Annotated in this window: 20 protein-coding genes; 6 read left to right on the top strand and 14 right to left on the bottom strand. The window is 48.6% G+C overall.

Annotated elements, in window-relative coordinates; all coding sequences use genetic code 11:
• Positions 1 to 56: 56 nt before the first annotated feature.
• From JSU04_18495 to JSU04_18485, 3 genes are all read right to left on the bottom strand, one after another.
• Complete coding sequence (locus JSU04_18495) at positions 57 to 1,016, bottom strand: hypothetical protein (protein MBS1972302.1); 960 nt, start codon at positions 1,014 to 1,016, stop codon at positions 57 to 59.
• A gap of 200 nt (positions 1,017 to 1,216) precedes the next feature.
• Positions 1,217 to 1,681: a purine-binding chemotaxis protein CheW gene (locus JSU04_18490; protein ID MBS1972301.1), complete on the bottom strand. Its 465-nt coding sequence runs from the start codon at positions 1,679 to 1,681 to the stop codon at positions 1,217 to 1,219.
• Positions 1,665 to 3,299 (bottom strand): chemotaxis protein, encoded by a 1,635-nt coding sequence (locus JSU04_18485; GenBank protein MBS1972300.1) that lies wholly within the window; start codon positions 3,297 to 3,299, stop codon positions 1,665 to 1,667. Before JSU04_18485 ends, JSU04_18490 begins: the two co-directional genes overlap by 17 nt.
• Positions 3,300 to 3,566: 267 nt before the next feature.
• Between JSU04_18485 and JSU04_18480 the strand changes: the two genes are divergently transcribed.
• Complete coding sequence (locus tag JSU04_18480) at positions 3,567 to 4,331, top strand: TIGR02147 family protein (protein MBS1972299.1); 765 nt, start codon at positions 3,567 to 3,569, stop codon at positions 4,329 to 4,331.
• Here the strand turns inward: JSU04_18480 and JSU04_18475 are convergent.
• Together JSU04_18475 and JSU04_18470 are read right to left on the bottom strand one after the other, a co-directional pair.
• A complete protein-coding gene (locus JSU04_18475) occupies positions 4,323 to 5,372 on the bottom strand; it encodes an MBL fold metallo-hydrolase (GenBank protein ID MBS1972298.1) in 1,050 nt (349 codons plus the stop codon). The genes JSU04_18480 and JSU04_18475 overlap by 9 nt on opposite strands.
• 51 nt (positions 5,373 to 5,423) lie before the next feature.
• Positions 5,424 to 6,080, bottom strand: coding sequence for a hypothetical protein (locus tag JSU04_18470; GenBank protein ID MBS1972297.1), 657 nt, complete (start codon positions 6,078 to 6,080; stop codon positions 5,424 to 5,426).
• A gap of 531 nt (positions 6,081 to 6,611) precedes the next feature.
• Between JSU04_18470 and JSU04_18465 the strand changes: the two genes are divergently transcribed.
• A complete protein-coding gene (locus tag JSU04_18465) occupies positions 6,612 to 7,172 on the top strand; it encodes a pentapeptide repeat-containing protein (GenBank protein MBS1972296.1) in 561 nt (186 codons plus the stop codon).
• Here JSU04_18465 and JSU04_18460 read toward each other — a convergent pair.
• Positions 7,169 to 8,041, bottom strand: coding sequence for a VWA domain-containing protein (locus tag JSU04_18460; protein MBS1972295.1), 873 nt, complete (start codon positions 8,039 to 8,041; stop codon positions 7,169 to 7,171). The genes JSU04_18465 and JSU04_18460 overlap by 4 nt on opposite strands.
• Positions 8,042 to 8,288: 247 nt before the next feature.
• On the opposite strand from JSU04_18460, the gene JSU04_18455 reads away from it, so the two are divergent.
• Both JSU04_18455 and JSU04_18450 read left to right on the top strand, forming a co-directional pair.
• A complete protein-coding gene (locus JSU04_18455) occupies positions 8,289 to 8,945 on the top strand; it encodes a response regulator transcription factor (GenBank protein ID MBS1972294.1) in 657 nt (218 codons plus the stop codon).
• Positions 8,935 to 10,080 (top strand): HAMP domain-containing histidine kinase, encoded by a 1,146-nt coding sequence (locus JSU04_18450; GenBank protein ID MBS1972293.1) that lies wholly within the window; start codon positions 8,935 to 8,937, stop codon positions 10,078 to 10,080. The genes JSU04_18455 and JSU04_18450 overlap by 11 nt, the downstream gene beginning before the upstream one ends.
• Here the strand turns inward: JSU04_18450 and JSU04_18445 are convergent.
• The gene (locus tag JSU04_18445) at positions 10,077 to 11,003 is read right to left on the bottom strand and encodes a hypothetical protein (GenBank protein MBS1972292.1); all 927 of its coding nucleotides are present in this window, start codon (positions 11,001 to 11,003) and stop codon (positions 10,077 to 10,079) included. The genes JSU04_18450 and JSU04_18445 overlap by 4 nt on opposite strands.
• A 122-nt stretch (positions 11,004 to 11,125) precedes the next feature.
• Positions 11,126 to 11,629 (bottom strand): hypothetical protein, encoded by a 504-nt coding sequence (locus tag JSU04_18440; protein ID MBS1972291.1) that lies wholly within the window; start codon positions 11,627 to 11,629, stop codon positions 11,126 to 11,128.
• A 139-nt stretch (positions 11,630 to 11,768) separates the two neighbouring features.
• Here JSU04_18440 and JSU04_18435 point away from each other — a divergent pair, with 139 nt between their 5' ends.
• Positions 11,769 to 12,263 carry a hypothetical protein gene (locus JSU04_18435; GenBank protein ID MBS1972290.1) on the top strand — a complete coding sequence of 165 codons (495 nt, stop codon included), beginning with the start codon at positions 11,769 to 11,771 and terminating at the stop codon, positions 12,261 to 12,263.
• Between the two features lie 4 nt (positions 12,264 to 12,267).
• Here JSU04_18435 and JSU04_18430 read toward each other — a convergent pair whose 3' ends face one another.
• The 5 genes from JSU04_18430 to JSU04_18410 all read right to left on the bottom strand — a co-directional run bounded on the left by JSU04_18430 (position 12,268) and on the right by JSU04_18410 (position 15,259).
• Positions 12,268 to 12,771 carry a hypothetical protein gene (locus JSU04_18430; GenBank protein MBS1972289.1) on the bottom strand — a complete coding sequence of 168 codons (504 nt, stop codon included), beginning with the start codon at positions 12,769 to 12,771 and terminating at the stop codon, positions 12,268 to 12,270.
• Between the two features lie 94 nt (positions 12,772 to 12,865).
• Positions 12,866 to 13,606 (bottom strand): hemerythrin domain-containing protein, encoded by a 741-nt coding sequence (locus JSU04_18425; protein ID MBS1972288.1) that lies wholly within the window; start codon positions 13,604 to 13,606, stop codon positions 12,866 to 12,868.
• A gap of 109 nt (positions 13,607 to 13,715) precedes the next feature.
• A complete protein-coding gene (locus tag JSU04_18420; protein MBS1972287.1) occupies positions 13,716 to 14,465 on the bottom strand; it encodes a PA2778 family cysteine peptidase in 750 nt (249 codons plus the stop codon).
• A gap of 128 nt (positions 14,466 to 14,593) precedes the next feature.
• On the bottom strand, positions 14,594 to 14,953 hold the full coding sequence (locus JSU04_18415; protein ID MBS1972286.1) for a PA2779 family protein: 360 nt from the start codon (positions 14,951 to 14,953) through the stop codon (positions 14,594 to 14,596).
• Between the two features lie 123 nt (positions 14,954 to 15,076).
• Positions 15,077 to 15,259, bottom strand: a complete 183-nt coding sequence (locus tag JSU04_18410; GenBank protein MBS1972285.1) for a hypothetical protein — start codon at positions 15,257 to 15,259, stop codon at positions 15,077 to 15,079.
• Between the two features lie 137 nt (positions 15,260 to 15,396).
• On the opposite strand from JSU04_18410, the gene JSU04_18405 reads away from it, so the two are divergent.
• Positions 15,397 to 16,266, top strand: a complete 870-nt coding sequence (locus tag JSU04_18405; GenBank protein MBS1972284.1) for a helix-turn-helix domain-containing protein — start codon at positions 15,397 to 15,399, stop codon at positions 16,264 to 16,266.
• On the opposite strand, the gene JSU04_18400 is transcribed toward JSU04_18405, so the two are convergent.
• Complete coding sequence (locus tag JSU04_18400) at positions 16,263 to 17,177, bottom strand: LysR family transcriptional regulator (GenBank protein MBS1972283.1); 915 nt, start codon at positions 17,175 to 17,177, stop codon at positions 16,263 to 16,265. The two genes, JSU04_18405 and JSU04_18400, sit on opposite strands and share 4 nt — an antisense overlap.
• Positions 17,178 to 17,244 lie beyond the last annotated feature (67 nt).

Below are 17,244 nucleotides of genomic sequence, written 5' to 3'. Positions count from 1 at the left end.
AATACTCCCTTTGAGAGTATCGTATCCAAACCAAACGGCGCGGGCAAGCTTTCCCGCTAGAACTTCACATACCATTGCATGGGTGCATTCACTGAGCTTGAAGGTTCCTTGTAAACGAGCATACCCGTCGTGAAGTACACGACCCCGCCGATTCCTGCGATCACCGGAGTATTCCAATCCGGAATCCCCACGCGAGACGAGCTCAAGCAAGCCAGCTTGCCGGAGTAACGAATGGTTGAAACGCAGCTTTCATAAAAACCGTCGATGCCCGGGGCAAAACCTCCGGGAGGCAATCGGACTTTGACCTGCGCCCCTTCTTCGATGTAACCGATCAAGGTATTCACGTTACTGAATGTCGGAGCCCCGCCCGCGGTGTGAGAATATGCCATATGCCAACGGCCGTCTTTCATGCAGGCATCTTTGCTTGGCCAGCCTTTGGCGGCGAAGTCAGCGCAGTTCTCGGACCACACGCCTTGCTGCGATCCATGAGCGACTTCAGAAGCGCGGCTGCAGGCCGTGATATTACCACCTGGATCAGTTGCAATTTGCAACGGGATGCTGCGATTGAAATACAGATTGTAGCCCGTACTGCCTTTCAAGCTCATCTTCACCGAACCCAAATAACGATTGGCACCGAGAGTGTTATCAGCACTCAAAACAATCGACTCGACCTGAAGAACGTTTTGATATTTCTTGCCGGCCGTAATGATCTCATTATTGCCAAGCGTTCCCGCCGGAGTCACGTCCTTGAAGACGACGTTTTTATCAATGGTTGCTGGCAAGGAGCCGGCAATTTTTTTACCTTTAAAATGAAGTGCGCAGTAATCAGGATCTCCGAGCATTCCCGAGACCAGCCCCGAGATATCTTCAGCAAGAGCCACGTTGCGCATATGAGACATGCCATCGATGCCCCCTGTGACGGTGGCAGCAATCGCTAGAGCCACCACTGAGACTATACCTACACCCACCAAAACAGACGCAAGAGAGAATCCGGCATTCGATTTAAAGCCGCGCATGACAATCCCCTTTTGAAACTTATCGAGAGTTCCACGTACAAACTTATCGGAGACCGCACCAAAGTGAGCAAGCAGCCAAGTCTCATAGAGCGAAGATGGCTAAAAATATGTTCCCAGTTCGGAGTCTTAAAAAAATGAAACCGCCCGCGTCCAAAAAAGGGATAAGGACACGGGCGATGGTTGAATATATTAAAATAGTACTAAGCGGCTTCTTGAATTTCCTCAAGACGGTCTGAGACAAATGCCGACTTCACATCCACTAACAAAACCACATGCTGCTCTAGTTTGCCGACACCTTTGACAAGGTTTCCGGTGTTGGTGCTTGTTAGGCCCGGAGTCTCAGAAATCTGCTCCGCTGCAAGATCAATCACCTCTTTAACAGAGTCGACGACGATTCCCACTTGGCCTGACAGCGTGTCGATCACAATAATGCAACTCTCTTTTGTGATCTCCTGCTCTTCCATGCCGAACTTAACTCTTAAGTTCACGACCGGAATGATTTTTCCACGGAGATTCATTACGCCCTTCACGGATTCAGGCGCGTGAGGGACCGGAGTCACCTCGCCGTGCTGATTAATCTCGCGAACATCGCCAATCGGAATACCAAACAACTCGGATCTTAATTGAAACGTCAGATACTGTCCCATCTTAAAACCCGCTCGCATCACCGATCTTGCCGCGGGGATCGCCATCTTCGTCAAAAGGGATCTTTGCCGCTGCCGATTCCGGAGCCGGTTTTTTCTTATGCGGAATCACCTTAGCCATCGACGCCGATTTGCGCTTCTGAGATGGACCGGCAATCACCGCGTCCACATCGTCTGAGGAGCCACCGATAACGATCTTATTCAGATCGACCGTCAACGAGTGAGTCTTTACTGCCAAATTGCTAATCTCGCCCGCCGTTGCCGCAATTTCTTCGGCTGAAGCGGCGTTGCCTTGACCTGCTTGATCGAGCTGACTCATAGCCTTATTAATTTGCTCAATTCCTGTCGCCTGCTCATGGCTTGCAGACGCAATCTCGTTATTGAGATCGGAAACCTTCTTAATAGACTGAACGATATTTGACAACGTCGTACCGCTGCGATCCGCAATCACGCTGCCGGATTCAACTTGCGACACGGATTCTTTGATCAATGCTGAAATATCTTTTGCCGAAGACGCACTTCTTTGCGCCAGCGAGCGAACGGCTTCTGCAACAACCGCAAAACCTTTTCCTTGCTCACCGGCCCGAGCTGCTTCTACTGCCGCATTCAATGCCAACAAGTTCGTCTGGAAAGCAAGATCGTCGATCACAGAAGTGATTTCTTCGATCTTCTTAGAAGACATTGAAATGTCTTGCATAGATTTAATCAGGCTCTGAATTTCTTGAGCACCTGTTTCAGCCGACTGGCATGAAGACTGCGCCAACGCGGCCGCTTGTCTTGCATTGTCGGAACCCATTTTCACCATTGAAGTCATCTCTTCTAAAGAAGCCACGGTCTCTTCCAAAGAAGCTGCCGCCTCTGTTGAAGACGAAGAAAGTGTATTGCCGGCTTCGTTCAGTTGTTCTACGGAAGAAGCCACATCACGAGCGGCATCCGCCAGACGCTGAGAAACCGCACTCACACTTGATGACACAGTTTGTGCCAGCCACAGTAAAATACTGAAAATAAAGAGCGATGCACATGTTGATACCAGGACCACTGTGGTTGTCACTTGGCGGCGAGTATCAATAGCCTCTACAGACTGAATTTTTGCCTGCTCGCGATAAAGTGTAATCACATCCACCATGAATTTTTGAGCTGCGGTGCCGTCTTTAGCAAACGGGCCGGTCAACAGGCCCTTAGCCTGTACCGTCTTTGCATGATCCTTAGCATCTAGAAGATCTACGATTTCGCCCATGATTTTTGCCGTAGCCTCAATCGCCGGCTTACCCGCGGTTTGAAGCTCGATCTCTTTTTGAAGTGAAGGAGCCTTTAAGTAATTTTCATATTGTCTTTGAAAATCGCCATAGGCAGTTTTTGCCTCCGCAACATACTCTTCTCTGACCTTCGAGCTCTCTTCCTCGCCCATAGCTTGCACTGATCTAAAACCAAAACGATTACGCGCGTTTCGCATGGCTCCGATGCTGTCAAGATTTGGTATAAGACTGTCATGTGCAGTCGAGATAATCTCTGCATCTTTGTTGAATCCTTGATTAGCAGTTACAAAGAGGATTCCAAAACCAATTAGCGGAAGAACCGCCGCGAATAAAAGTTTGCCTTTAATCCCTTTGAACCAAGATGCTTTCACTTCCCTAGACATTTTTCTTTTCTCCCTCGTTTAAAATTCATCATCACTAAAAGAATCGGCAAGCTTTTCGGTCGTACAATTTTCACCAATAGAGGGTCCGTGAAATTTCACGCTGCAAATGATCCTTTGTTTTTGCAGCACTCATCCCGCAATGTGCTTATAAATTAAATTTTTATGAATTTGATATTGGACCAGATTTTTCTAAGTGGCCTATTCGATTTGAAAGTTTTGACGATACTACTGTATACTCAACACAAGTAATGCAAATGACGAAAGTAGATGTCTAAAAATCGCCATAAGCCTTTCTTTTTAGTAAAGCTCCAAGACCTATTCAGACACCGAAAAGAAAAAAATAAACATTATTCTCTCAGACAATATGCCCAGTTTTTGAATCTTAATTCAGGAACTCTCTCTGCCATTCTCAGTGGCAAGCGAACCATTCCTTCGCGCAAAGTGGAGACAATCATTAAGAAGCTCGCCCTCTCCGAAGCGGAGAGCAAATTATTTTTATCAAGCCTGACGATCGCCCAAAAATTCAAAGAAGCCTACTTTGAAATCTCGCCGGATACCCACGGTCATCTCTACGAAGAGCTGGAGTATTTTATAATTCTATCTCTTTTTAAAAGAAGCGGCTTTAAAGCTTGCCGGCAAACCATTTCCCAAAAGACCGGAATCGGTATCGACAAGATGGAAAAGTATATTAACGAGCTGCTCGTCGTTGGGTTTTTACAAGTGACCGAGGACGGCCGACTTCAGCGCTCCTCTAATCCTATTCATGTGGTTCAAGAGGGACACTCACCCTCTCTTCGCGTGAATCACCGGAACAATCTGAAAATGTCCCTCGAGAACTTAGAAAAGTTATCCGCCGAAGAGTATGAGTACTCTCACGTGACTCTTCATCTAGACCAAGAAGGGTTTGAGTCTTTAAGAAAGGACTTGCGCCTGGTACGAGATAGAATCAAAGACCGGAAACAATCCGACGAAGAAGGACACCTTTATCGCGTCGCGATTCAGATCTTTCCGATTGCAAAAAAATTAATCTAACTCGCTCCACCACTCGCTGTTGCGATAGCTGTCACCGACAGCCACAATTTCGCCAAGCTTTGGTGTGACGATGTTCACACCGCGCTCCTTTGAAAGTCTCAGCAACTCATCCACAGGATGGCGCCAAGAATGGAGCGACAGAACAAACATGCCCCAGTGAATGGGAAAGAATCTTTTTGCTTTTAAATCAAAATATGCCTGCACGGATTCCTCCGGCAGTTGGTGAACCGCGCGCCACTTTTGGTTGTACTGACCGTTTTCGATGAAGGCGATGTCAAACGGACCGTACTTATCGCCGATGGCTTTAAAGTGCGTGTCGTATCCTGAGTCGCCGCTAAAGTAAATATTGTGCTGCTGATTGCGGATCACCCACGAAGCCCACAGAGTTTTATTGCCGTCAGAGACTCCCCGACCCGAGAAATGCTGAGCCGGCGTCGCAATAAATTCAACACCGTCCATGATTTTACTCTGCCACCAGTCAAGTTCGGTGATACTTTCGGCTTTAACGCCCCATCCGCGAAGATGCGAACCCACACCGAGGGGCATGATAAATTTCGGATTCTTTTTTGCAAAGAACTTCATTGTCTCCATGTCGAGGTGATCATAGTGATCATGGGAAATCAGAACGATATCAATCGGCGGCAATTCTTCCAGCTGCAAGACCGGCGGCTGAAAGCGTTTCACCATAAAGCCCACCGGCGAAGCACTGCCAGAAAATACCGGATCGACGAGAATAATTTTACCTGAGAAATTCAGCATGAACGTCGAATGACCAAACCAAATGACTTTGACTTGCTCCGAGGCCTTAAGAAACTCCGTCAAATCCGGTTTTACCTCCGGCAACGGTTTTGCGGGTGTACGCGCTTCGCCTTCAAACAGCCACTCTTTGATCGTGGCAAAATTAAAAGCCTCTTTGCGCATTTGCTCGAGAACCTGTGGCAAACGATTCACAAAGCGTCGTTCTTGGTGATTGTATTGCGGAGAAGTTTTAAATTTTTCAACTTGTTCTTGATCAGGACTGGAACCAAACACCGGCAACATAGAATGGACCTCTGGAGAACTTTTCTGCTAAGGACTCAATCTATCAATGGCCTAAGGGTAAGTCACGATCATATAGCCATTCCCGCCGGCAGTCCCGGTACAGGAGTTGCCGGAGTTTGCTGGACCTCCGGCCGCATTGCCATCCGCCTGCGCACTGTTGCCTGGAGTTGCACCAGACCCCGCGGTGCTAGTCGTGCAAGCAGCACCACTGCAACTGCAAGCTCCGCCGCCGCCATCCACGGCACCGGAGCTATCGACTCCACCACCACCACCGCCGCCAAATTTTCCAGCGCCACCATTATAGCCACCGCCGGCTCCGCCCGATCCGCCAGCTCCAGTACCGCCACCGGCCGATCCCGCCGCGCGACGACCGCCGCCTTTTCCGCCGTTGAATGAACTTGTCACTCCGACACCTGCGGGGCCACCTGAACCACCGACGGTGCAATTAGAGCCACCGCTTGCAATAAAGACATTGTAGACCGTGCTCGGGGTTTGCCCCGAGAAAGTTTGATAGGCGTAACCACCACCACCGCCCGTGGCTGACGTGCCGCTGGCTTTTCCACTGCCGGCACCGCCGCCGCCCCACGCCTGCACCTTAAAAGAGGTGCAGCTCACCGGCAGAGTGAATGTCGCCGCACTCCCAGTATATGTAAACGTCTGCGAACCCGGATTGCATATCGGCGTCCGCCAAAATGTGAAGGGGATCATGTGTGCGTGTGTCGTCCGGTGAGCAAAGAGAACAATGAGAAAATGAGAGAGGACTTTTAAATTGCAAAAATGAAATTTTGCGAAGTAATAAAAATACCTGTGCATTATATAAATAGTCGGTTGTAGAGAGTCCGTGCTCAAGCATTAGCACGTGGAGCTGGCTCTATTCTCAGTCCCAAGTAAATGTGGAACCGTTCCTTTCAAACAAACTTCAAGTTTAGATCAGTCGATCTCCTCCGAAAATTTCCGAGCGCACGTGCCGCAAAAATGCGGCGGGTAGAATTTTTTTCGTCGCTGATTAAACACGGTCTACGCTGCGAAGATACGACGTTTTTTTTCTCTGCATATGCGCGCATTGGGCTGGTCCGTTTCGAATGCCTGCAAACGCTTGGTGAACGCTTTAAAACGCGTTTTGGAGAGGGACTCAACGATACTTAAAGAATTTTTTAAGCCCAGCGCACGCTTTTTAAAACTTATTTCTCGAACACGGCTCTTTGGTGCTATCGTTCCTACACAGACGAAGAGGCTCCCATGAATTATACTGTCATCACAGAAAAAGAACTCGCACCACTACTCTCTGAACAGCGCAGTGAACTCAGTGGCTTTGACTTTAATGAACTCAATTTGACGGACGCTTCACTGAAGGGTGCTGTCTTTCTCGACTGCAAGTTCACGAACTGCAATCTTGCCAACGTCCCGATGACCAACATCGTGCTTCGCAATGTCTTATTTGAAAACTGCAATGTGATGGGAATTAACTGGATCGAAGTGCGCGCTAACGGCGACTATCATTTTTCGGGCTGCAAACTCGACTATGCTTGCTTTCAGTCCGTAGATCTTCGTGGAATGAGGTTTGAAAACTGCTCGATCCGCGAAGCCGATTTCTCGGGCGCGAATCTTTCAAAAGCGAGCTTTCGCTCATCGACTCTTTCAGGAACTTCGTTCGCAAATTCAAATCTTGAAAAAGCGGACTTCCGCGGCGCCCGTCACTACTTCATTGATCCAAAATTTGCCAAATTGAAAGAGGCCAAGTTCTCATTTCCCGAAGCCGTGGCTCTGATTGAAGCCCTCGGCGTCGAGGTTGAGTATTAACGGCAGCTCACTGCTGAGAAGCGAACAACGTCCGCCAACTTCAAAGACTGCTTCGTGCTCGCCACGATGAAAGCACCTTCACCGATGTTTGCGATCGACTTCAAGTACTGAGGTGCTGAAGCGTCGACTTTCTTGGCTGAGTAATACACGCTGTTTAAAGTAATACGCTCTGGTGCAAGGTCTTTAATAGAAGCCGCATCCGGAATCACGTCATGGGCATTCTTGTAATCCGTTGCATGGCCGTCAGAGACCATCACAACTGCATAAGTCGTGTTGTCATTCATATGCTGCTCAAGATCCGCCGCGATGATGTTCTTCGCCATTCTGAGAGCCGCTTTGTACGGAGTGTTGCCGCCGTCCTGAGTGCTCAAGAAAGATCTAAAGCCTTCAGAAACCACCGCTCTGTCATTCGAGAAGCCAGGCTCGCCGTTGACTTTGATTTTTGCAACGGACGTTGTTCCTTTAAAGAGAGTCAAACCATAGAAGAAGTTTGGCTTATTCACGTTCTCAGTAATGAACTGACGAAGAGTGCTCGTACGCCATTCTTTCGCAGGATCGCTTGGCAGTGAACCGTTGGCTCCGAAGTTTGAGCCCGAACCGTCGACCACGAAAAGAACTTTCACGTTGTTCGTCGTTTTCACGTTCGCAGCCTTGCAAACGCCATCCGTTGGTGCCGGCACAGGGCCACGATCACGTGGAATGTCAGGAGTCTTCGGACCTTGCGGCGGCAAGGATTCAGGGCCTTCGCCTCTGCCGAGAGTCTGAGCTTGGCCATTGCTAGGGTTGTTCGGCTCAAGACGAGCGCGATTACAGTTCACCAGCAAAGTGACAGCTAAGATAAGTCCCAAGGGACCGAAGATGGTTTTCATAAAGCCTCCTGTGGCCTTTGATAAAAAATGACGACCAAGAGGCTTATGCAAAGACCATGGGAGCTAATAGCGAACCAATGGGACCTGAGGGACGTCCCGATCACACTTCGCTGGACAAGTCTGTAATTCTTTCCGGGCCTGCCGGATCGGAAAAGTGCCGACTTTGCAGGCACTTATAATTATCAAGACATTCTAAAGATCGTACTAAGCGTTTGACCCTCGTCCCTGGCACGCTAAACTAAAAATTATGGGGTTAAAAAAGCAAATTCTATTTTTGGATGACGACACCTCGTTTCTGGAGAAACTCTCATTCTCTCTCGAGCCTTTCTATAGTGTGGTAAAAGCTCATTCGATCCAAGATGCGCAAACCGCTTTAGCTCATGAAAAAGTCGATGCCATTGTTCTGGATTACTATTTGGGCCTTGGTGAAAACGGCCATGACTTTCTCGATTACCTCCATGAGAACTACAACACTCCGCCTGTGATTGTGATTTCGGGCCAAGTGGACCTGCCGATGACCATTGGTTTTCTAAAACGCCAGGTGCAGGACTTTCTTGAAAAACCATTTACTCTGACGGAGCTTCTGGTTTCGCTTGAAAAAGTCTTGTCGCCGAAAAAAGCCGGTGGGGTTTTGGGTTTTGAAATTGATATGAACACCCGCAAGGTCACCGTCGATGATCAGGAGATCGTCCTCACACCAACAGAGTTTGAGATTTTGAACTATTTTATTCTTCATCGCGGTCAGAGAGTTCAGCGCGCAGAAATTGTGAGTCACATATGGGGCCGCAAGCAAGTCAGCCCGAATGCTTTTGACACGCATTTGTTAAATTTGAAAAAGAAACTTCCTCCCTTTGCTCAACACCTGACATCAGTCTACGGATCCGGCTATTGCTATGAACCTTAAAAATATATCCTTCGTTACGATCGCAGCGCTCTTGCATGCGGTCGTTGCGATTCTGACAGCATTTACAGAAATGTCGCGCGTCTATCCGCCTTACCAGGAATTCTATTTCTGGGTGAAAATCGCCTATGGCGTTTTTAGTCTTGGTCAGGTGATATATTTTCATAAACGCGGCCTGAGTGATCTATCTGCGGCGATTTTATTCATCAATATGGTCACCTACTGCTGGATCATGATTTGGTTCGCCCCAGTCTATGAGGTCGCCTACTTCCAGTGCGCCGTCGGATGCTCATTCTTAAAACTGAGACGCGCTTGGATTTTTCCACTCATCTATGGCGTTGGACTTTTAGGTTATTTCGTCACCTACCTCATTCAAGACAACATGGGCTGGACACTTCCTCCGATTGAGCGAGCCGATTGGTATCTCATCATGGCGGTGTTCTTCTTGCTTTCATGGTGCATTCAAAAATACGCAATCGGCGCTGTACAGGTTCAACAAGATAGGCTCAGTCGGTTTAGCCTCATCGGGCGCGAGGCAACCCGCCTTACTCATGATATTAAGGGCCTGCTCTCGTCCCCTATTTTGGTGATTGAGTCTTTACGCAATAAAGACCGCAGGCTTTCCCTTGAGGACTATGAAAATCAAATGGTACTTCTTGCTGAAGATATGGAGAACGTCCGTGATGTTCTAAAATCCATTCAGCGCCTGGTTTCTGTCGAAGACCGCGTCAGCGAAGTGGACGTCAACGAAACCCTGCAAGGATCTCTGAAAATATTTTCACGAAGGCTTTCAAAAGTAAAACTCACTCTTCCGGAGCCAAGAATCATCACGGCTCATCCGGATCGCCTTCACTCATTGTTTTTTAATTTAATTCTAAATTCCATCGAAGCTTTTGAAAGAAAATCGGTTTCGGACCCCGTGATCGAGATGAGCTGGAGCGAAAACGTCTTCGTCTTTTCTGACAACGCCGGGGGCTTTGAAAGCACCGCTAAAGACGCTCCGAAATCCAGTAAAGGCTGGGGCTCGGGGCTTGGCCTTGATATCGTAAAAACCGACCTTGCCAAGATGAATGCGAATCTGGAAGTCAAATCCGAGCCCCCAAGGACTCGGATTCAAATTCGCTTCAGAAATATTTAGTAAACCGGACTGATCAAAGTCGCAGAACCCACACTCGCCCAATTCGTAGCGCTTGATGTGAGCGTATTTGGAATACCTGTGACCGTGATCGAAGACGTCGCCATGCTACCACAAGAACCCGGTGAAGAAGCGCCCGTCGTCGCGTTTAAGCATGAGTCGGTCGTGCCGTCGTTAAACTGGATCACGTTCTGGGTCTTGCTGCCGACAGCTTTGTAAGTTGCGCCACCAGAAGCCAAAACGATTTCGAAAGTGTCACCGTCGTTTGTTTTAAACCAAGCCGCATAGTTCGTACCGCTACTTTTTACGATCATTAAAATACGGATGTGATTCGTTGTACCCTTTTCAAACCAAGAATTGAGCTGAGTCGTGCCGTCTTTTCCGATCACGCGTGCTACCAGTGGATTCGCATCCGTGCCAGCACCACATGCAACGTCAGCTTGAATAGTTGCTGTGTTGCTTGACGCGATTTCAGCAGACAATGCCTTTGCCATCGCCGTTGTCGTAAAGTCAGATGGAGCTGTTGCCGAAGACGCCGCCGTTTTCGCATTGTAAACCACACCATTTGCCGAAGTCTGACCAGAGAAAGAAAGCGAAATATCATCGCAGCTTTCCGCACCGGCATTCGCAACACCTGTTTCGATGATGTTGATAATGTTATTCAATGCAGGGATCATCTGCTGATTGAAAGCATCATAGAAAGTCACTGCGTCTGAGACCGACAGAGTCGTGATCGGTTTTGTGATCGCGCTCAAAGAGCCTCCACCAATGCAGGCAGCGCCGGAACAAGACATCTTTCTTGATTGAAGCATGCTTGTTGAAGTCGTGCTGCCACCAGAACCGGAGCCGCCTCCACTTGAGCAAGCAACGACTGCTGCTGTTGCAATACCAACAAAACCCAAACCTACGAAATTCATTTTCCCCATTTTTTCTCCTCCTCGTTGAGAACAAAATAAGGGTACGAAGAGAAGGGCTCAAAAAAAACTCAATACATTTTCAATTAAGTCTAGGTTCTGACTTTGTCCTAGTGAATGGTCCTGTGCTTTGCTTATTCGCGGAGTTCCACCTTCTGGCAGAAGGCGCTCGGAAGCTTGGTGAGCTTAAAGACATCGTCACCGCCCGGAGTCGGCGGCAGCATCACGCCATCATCTTCACCCTCACCCCCGCAACCGCCTTGGATGATGAAGCCATTGTTTGTGAGCTGCAGACGTCCGTCACTCAGCAGACTTAACTTTGCCGAGCCGCCATCGCACTCACCGAAGCAGTCATCGTTCTGATCGCAGAAAAGCATCGCGCGATAATTCTTGTAACGATTCTTTACGCCTTTCAGAGTGATCTCGATATTCAGAATATTCTGATTGTATTGAGTATCTTTTTCGAGCTTCGCCTGGATCTTTTGGACCGTTTGCTTCGGGTGGGCTTTCATCACAACATCACTGTACTCACGCCCATAGCACAAGGGCTGGTCGCCGGTAACTTTATCAAAGACCGAAGCGGCCGAAGCCGCCATAGGAAAGACAAATAAGAAGAAGATACTTAAACGTGCAGCCATGGGGCCCCCTAGTAACTATTATATATATCACCCAGTCCTCAACATTATCCCGTGAATTTCCTGTTCTCATGATAACCCGTGAGCCCCCCGCCTTTTTTTTGTTTGCCATGCTCCATGATCGGGCGTAAGACCTCTTCCGATGCGCAGTGCTTGGTTTATAATTTTATTACTAATTCCATTTTCGTCTTTCGCAAAGACCCGCATCGCGTTTTTAGAAAACTACGATAGCCGCGGCAATCTCGTGCAATACGAACCCGGCGGACGCTTCTCGCACTCTGCGGTTCAATTTGATGACATCGGTGATAAGTGGCTCAATGCCTACCCTGGCGAAGGGGTTGCGATCATTTCTCTGAGTGAGCTCCAACATCGCGGCGTGATCGCTGAGATCGTTGAGACTCCGCAAACGATTCGCATGTCTCAAGTGCAGCCTTATATGGGACTGCCATTTGATTTCTGGTATTCATGGACTGATGACGCGATTTACTGTTCTGAGCTCATTGGCAAGCTTCTGGGGATTCCCCCGCATCCTATGAGAATTAATCGCGCTGTCTGGCCGAAAAACTACTGGCAGCTCGAAGGAAAACCGGGTCTTTCTCCGGACTCCCTCTACGAATGGGCGCGTTCACAAAAGTAGCAAACTACTCGTGGAATTCCTCGATGGAGTTGTCGTCGCGGATATCGAGTTTAAAATCAAGACTCACAAACATCGCCGCTTCGATCACACCAGGAATACAATGCTCTGACATCGACTCATTGAAGGCTTCTTCGTTAGAATCCACCAAGTCCCAATCCAGTTCACAGGTGCTCGTATCAAACGCCGCCTGCTGGTACACCACGCGGTAGGCGATTAACTTTTTAGTCTTTTTATCGAAAGTCTTTTCGACAGAATTGATTTGAATCTTTGAGCCCGGAGCCAGCGAGTAAGAACCTTCCAAAATAGTATCAGCCCAGATGTAAGACGCTTCGACGGCCTTCTGCAAAATTTTTGCCTGCATGTCGGCTGGGATTATTCTTAAGTCCATCTCTTGCAGCGTGTACTGCTGCTTTCCGAGAATGTCGTAGATATTCGCGACGAAGCTGTCCTGAGCTGCTAACGCGTTAAAAGAAAAAACTGTGAAGAGGATAAAACTAAAGAGTCTCATACAATGCTCCTTGCATGAGACTCTTCTAGGGCCCTGGGCCGCAAAAGTAAACTGCATGTCCTATATTTATATATGCATGCAATGTATGTCGGCCTTAGCGGTTGCTCGAGATCATCGCTTCGGTCTCGACGTCTTCCTCGATGATCTCCTCTTCAGGAGCGTCCGAGCCGCCGAGATCGTTTAATTCGTCTTTGAGACGCAAAAACTTTAAGGCAAGCTCTTCGCGGTCCTCAAGTTCCGAGTGATCGCGGAAATTCGGAAGTAAATCAGACTCTTCTTCCTCGATGTGGTTTTCAACCAGGTCTGCTAAAACTTTTACACGCGCGGACCACAAATCATCATCGTCCTCAGTGCGTTTGATCTCTTCAACCAGCTGATCGGCAAGTCCATGCTCGACGTCGCCTTCAAAACCGAGCTCGCGGATTTCTTCGTCGCCCTTCATGAAGTCGTACATCGTGCGCTCTTCAGGTTTTGCATGCAAAGTCAGTAAGCGCGCGAACTTCTCAAAAGCCTCTTGACGGTCTTCGAGGTCGTGCTGCCCGACATTTTTCATCACCTTGATAAGGTCCTTCAACGGTCTGTGATCATCAAGAATCAAATCGATAATGTCTGAGTTTTTATCTTGAACAACGATCTGCGCCTTCTTCGCCATCACCTTCGTTGTTTTAGGACTGCTGAGAGTGGCTTTCTTTTTTGCCACCATTTTCGGCGCAGCCACTTTTGGCTTAGCCATTTTAGCTACTGACTTCGCCGAAGCGGATTTTGCTTTCACCGCTGTTTTAGATTTCTTGATGGGTGCTGCTTGTTTTTTTGTTTTTACTTTTGCTTTAGCCATGATGTTCTCCTTCACGGGCCGGTTTTTGTCCGTTGTCGATGGTAATTGCAAACCAACTGATTTAAATTTCGGTTTTAAGATTTTTTGGTAACTTCAGTTTGAAAGTCTCTTACTCAAGTCCCGCGGCCCTCTCGGCACTCTGTCGGGATTCTTTACCGAGTCCCAAGCTGGCTTGTGCCACCGAAAGATTATGCCAAGCTTCCATCGACTCCGGATGACGGCGCACACTTTCTGTGAGGAGCTGCAGGGCTTCTTTCGCTCTGCCATGGCTATAGGCTATGTTCGCAAGGCCAATTCCCGAAACCAAACTCTCTGGCCAGCGCCGCAGAATCGCCCGATAAGCTTTCTCCGCTTCCGTGGTTTTACCAAGGCTTTCGAGGGCGGAGGCCGCTTTGCTTTGCTCATACTCGCTGGCACTGGCTGCGAGCTCTCCGGGTTTAAGAAGAACCACGCCCCAGTAATCGGCGAGCATCCAAGATCGTTCAAAGCGTCGCAGATCCCAGCGTTTAAAGGCCTCAGGCCCGGAGTGCATCGTCACCGTCTGTGTGTTGAGGTCGTAACCAAATACCAAAGCGTAATGCCATTGCGGCAGCCACGAAAGCGCCAGGTTTTCAAAGACAATCACCGGATGGCCAGCAGTGACTTCTGCCAGTAAGGACTCCATGCCTTGAATTTTCACTGTCATGAAGCCTTGGCGGCGCCCGGCACTGATCATGTCCTCTTGCAAAGTTCCTTTGAGGCCCGGAGTATAAACCAGCGGCCCGACCTCTTCGGGAGTTGTCGTCTGCCCTTGGCTACTTAACGCCATAGCAAGAGTTGCCGGGCCACAATAACCGGCGGTTTGCTGCAGAAACGGCACGCCCTCTATCTGATGAGCCCTCGGCAAATTTCTAGGGGCTGATAGTATCGAGTCACTCTGTGGAGTGGTACTGGCGCACGCAATAAGCGTCAACGCCAGTAAGAGGAAAAAAATCTTTTGCATTGGTTCTACAGACGTTTCACCAAGAAGATGATGAGAACCACCAATAAAATAGTGATCAAGATATCACCACCGGCACGGGCTTCTTTTACTTGCCCCGCTAGTTGGCGAAGCTCAGGCTCCGAAAGACTCGCAAGGCGCGACGAAACTTCGTCCGGAGAAACCCCGCGCTCAATCATCGCTTGCTTCACGTCTTCACGTTTCAAGAAATTTTCAACTTCATTCTGAGCTTGGGTGCGATCCATCTTTTCAACCACTGTGTGAGTGGAGATCATCTGCGGAATTCCCGCAGCCAACGTCGGTACATCGCTCATAATGGTACTCATAAAGATGCAGCAGGAAACAGTGAACGGTCTTGAGAACTTCATAGTTGGACTCCTCCATGTTGAAACACAGCCAGAGTCAAAAATAACACCGAGTTGCGAGAACTTTTATTCGGTGATGTGCTTTTTTAACGATATTTGTTTTTCTACAAAAGAATCTCGTCGCCGCTAAGCGGGTTCACTGGGGCTTTGCGTTCCTTCAGCGCCTTCTTCCACATGGCTTTCGATGGCTTTCTTTGCAACAGCGCCAGTGATGCCGACCCATTCTGGTAAGAAGAACATCAGTACGACATAGACCAGAATCGAGGCCAAAGAGACGGCGATAATTCCTACTATAATCCAGCTGTCCATAAGTTCCCTGCCTTTGGGAAAAGGATACTCTGGGCGGATGATTCTTAAAAGAGACCGACTTCGTCAAAAATAGCACAAACTTCCCGTTTTTTCGTATTTTTGGCTTATTTATGCTATTATGAGGCAGGAGAAACATCATGCCTTCACGGAATACGCAAAAGCTTTACCCTATGCAGGACTTTGGCATCGTCACGAGTCTCAAGACGACTCTGCGGGTGCAGCGCTTTGCCGATCGCCTGACTCCGCTGATTCCCTTTCCGCATAAGCATAACTTTTATCATCTTCTGGTGGTGACGGCAGGAGCCGGCTGGCACGAAATCGACTTTGCTCGTTACCCGCTTGAACGCGGGCGCATCTATCTGATGAAGCCGGCGCAAGTGCATTCCTGGCAGCTTGAAAAGGGCGCGCAGGGTTATGTCATTGAGTTTGAAGAAGAGCTGTTTAAAATCCATCCGTCGTTTGCGGGAAAAATTCAAAATCTTTTTCAGACACTCCCCGACAGTTTTCAAATCACTGATAAAAAAGAATTTTCAGAATTGGCGGATCTTTGCGAAAGCCTTTTAAAAGAATACGAAACCAAAGCCACGGACTATGAGCTTGTCACGAGCCTGGAATTATTTAATTTTCTGATTCGCCTCTCCCGCGTGAAAAATCTCAAACTGAAGGAGCCGCCAGCCGTAGAATCCTTTGGCGAGCGCTTCGAAGCCTTGATTGAAAATCACTACACCAAACATCACGACGTCGAGTTCTATGCGGGAAAGCTCCATATCAGCGCCAAAGCCCTGACCATGAAAATGACCCGCCTGTCGGGAAAATCTGCGCGCACCCTCATTCAAGAGCGCCTGATCCTCGAGGCCCGCCGCCTGCTGGCTTATTCCGAAATGCCCATCACCGAAATCGCAGCTCACCTGGGCTTTGAAGACGCAAATTACTTCTCGCGCTTCTTCAGACTCAAAACGAAGCGCTCTCCGGGAGCCTTCCGCAAAAAAGCCAAAGACCTCGCTTAGCGCGTTTTCTTGCTGCGCGGTTTTGGCGAAAGACAGTTTTTCACAAGCTGTTCCCACACCGCGCGGGCCACTGGGCCCATGGGTTTGTGTTTAAGGCGCATGATATGCAGATCCAAAACAAACGGCTTCAGTTGATCATCGTGGATTTGAATGAGTTCGCCTTTTTTTAGGGCGCCAGCGACTTCATTCTGTGCGAGACGTCCCCAACCAAAGCCATTCATGATCATTCGGTGTTTCAACGAGTGATCCGTCACAAAGCACTTGCGCGAATCCGACATCACGCCTTTTGAATCCCGCTTCATCGGATCTTTGCGGCCCTCGGCCTGCTGAACGACGACTTGCGGAAACTGCTTCAGCCACGCGTAGTTCACCTTGCCCGCGCCCTTGGCCAGAGATTTCGCTATCACCGGAATCATTTCAATCTTATCAAAGGCCATGCTCTCGATGTCGTCGTTATCCGCAGCTTTGGTGGACACTGCAAAGTCCGCCTCACCAGAGAGGAGCAGATCATAACCGCCACTCATAATCTCTGAACGGAAAGTCACTTCCGTTGGATGTTTGCTCATCACAGTCTCGATAAACACACCTTCAATCGCTTCGAAGCGTGCGAGGGGGTCGAGAACGATCGTCAGAAAGGGCTCCACTTTCTTGGCGCCCAACTCCTGTCCGACGGTTTGCAATTCGCGGAATGTGAAAAGACATTGCTTTGCCCAGTTGTAGAAGATCAATCCTTCGGGTGTTAGCTTCGGCCGGTACTCTTCGCGATTAAAGAGCTGCAAATCAAATTCCTCTTCGAGCTTCTTGATGGCAACGCTCAGACTTGGTTGCGTTTTATAAAGGGCCTCGGAGGCCGCCTTAAAGCTGCCTTTTTCCACAATCATTTCAAGGGTTTCAAGCTGGTCGATGGTCACTGTCAGGTCTCACAAACTATATAAATTTGTATTATAATGTTGATATATTAATAATAATTTTCTTTAA

The organism is Bdellovibrionales bacterium, assembly GCA_018266295.1.
In the GTDB taxonomy this organism is placed as follows: Bacteria; Bdellovibrionota; Bdellovibrionia; order Bdellovibrionales; family Bdellovibrionaceae; genus JACMRP01.
This window is presented reverse-complemented; position numbering and strand designations above follow the sequence as displayed.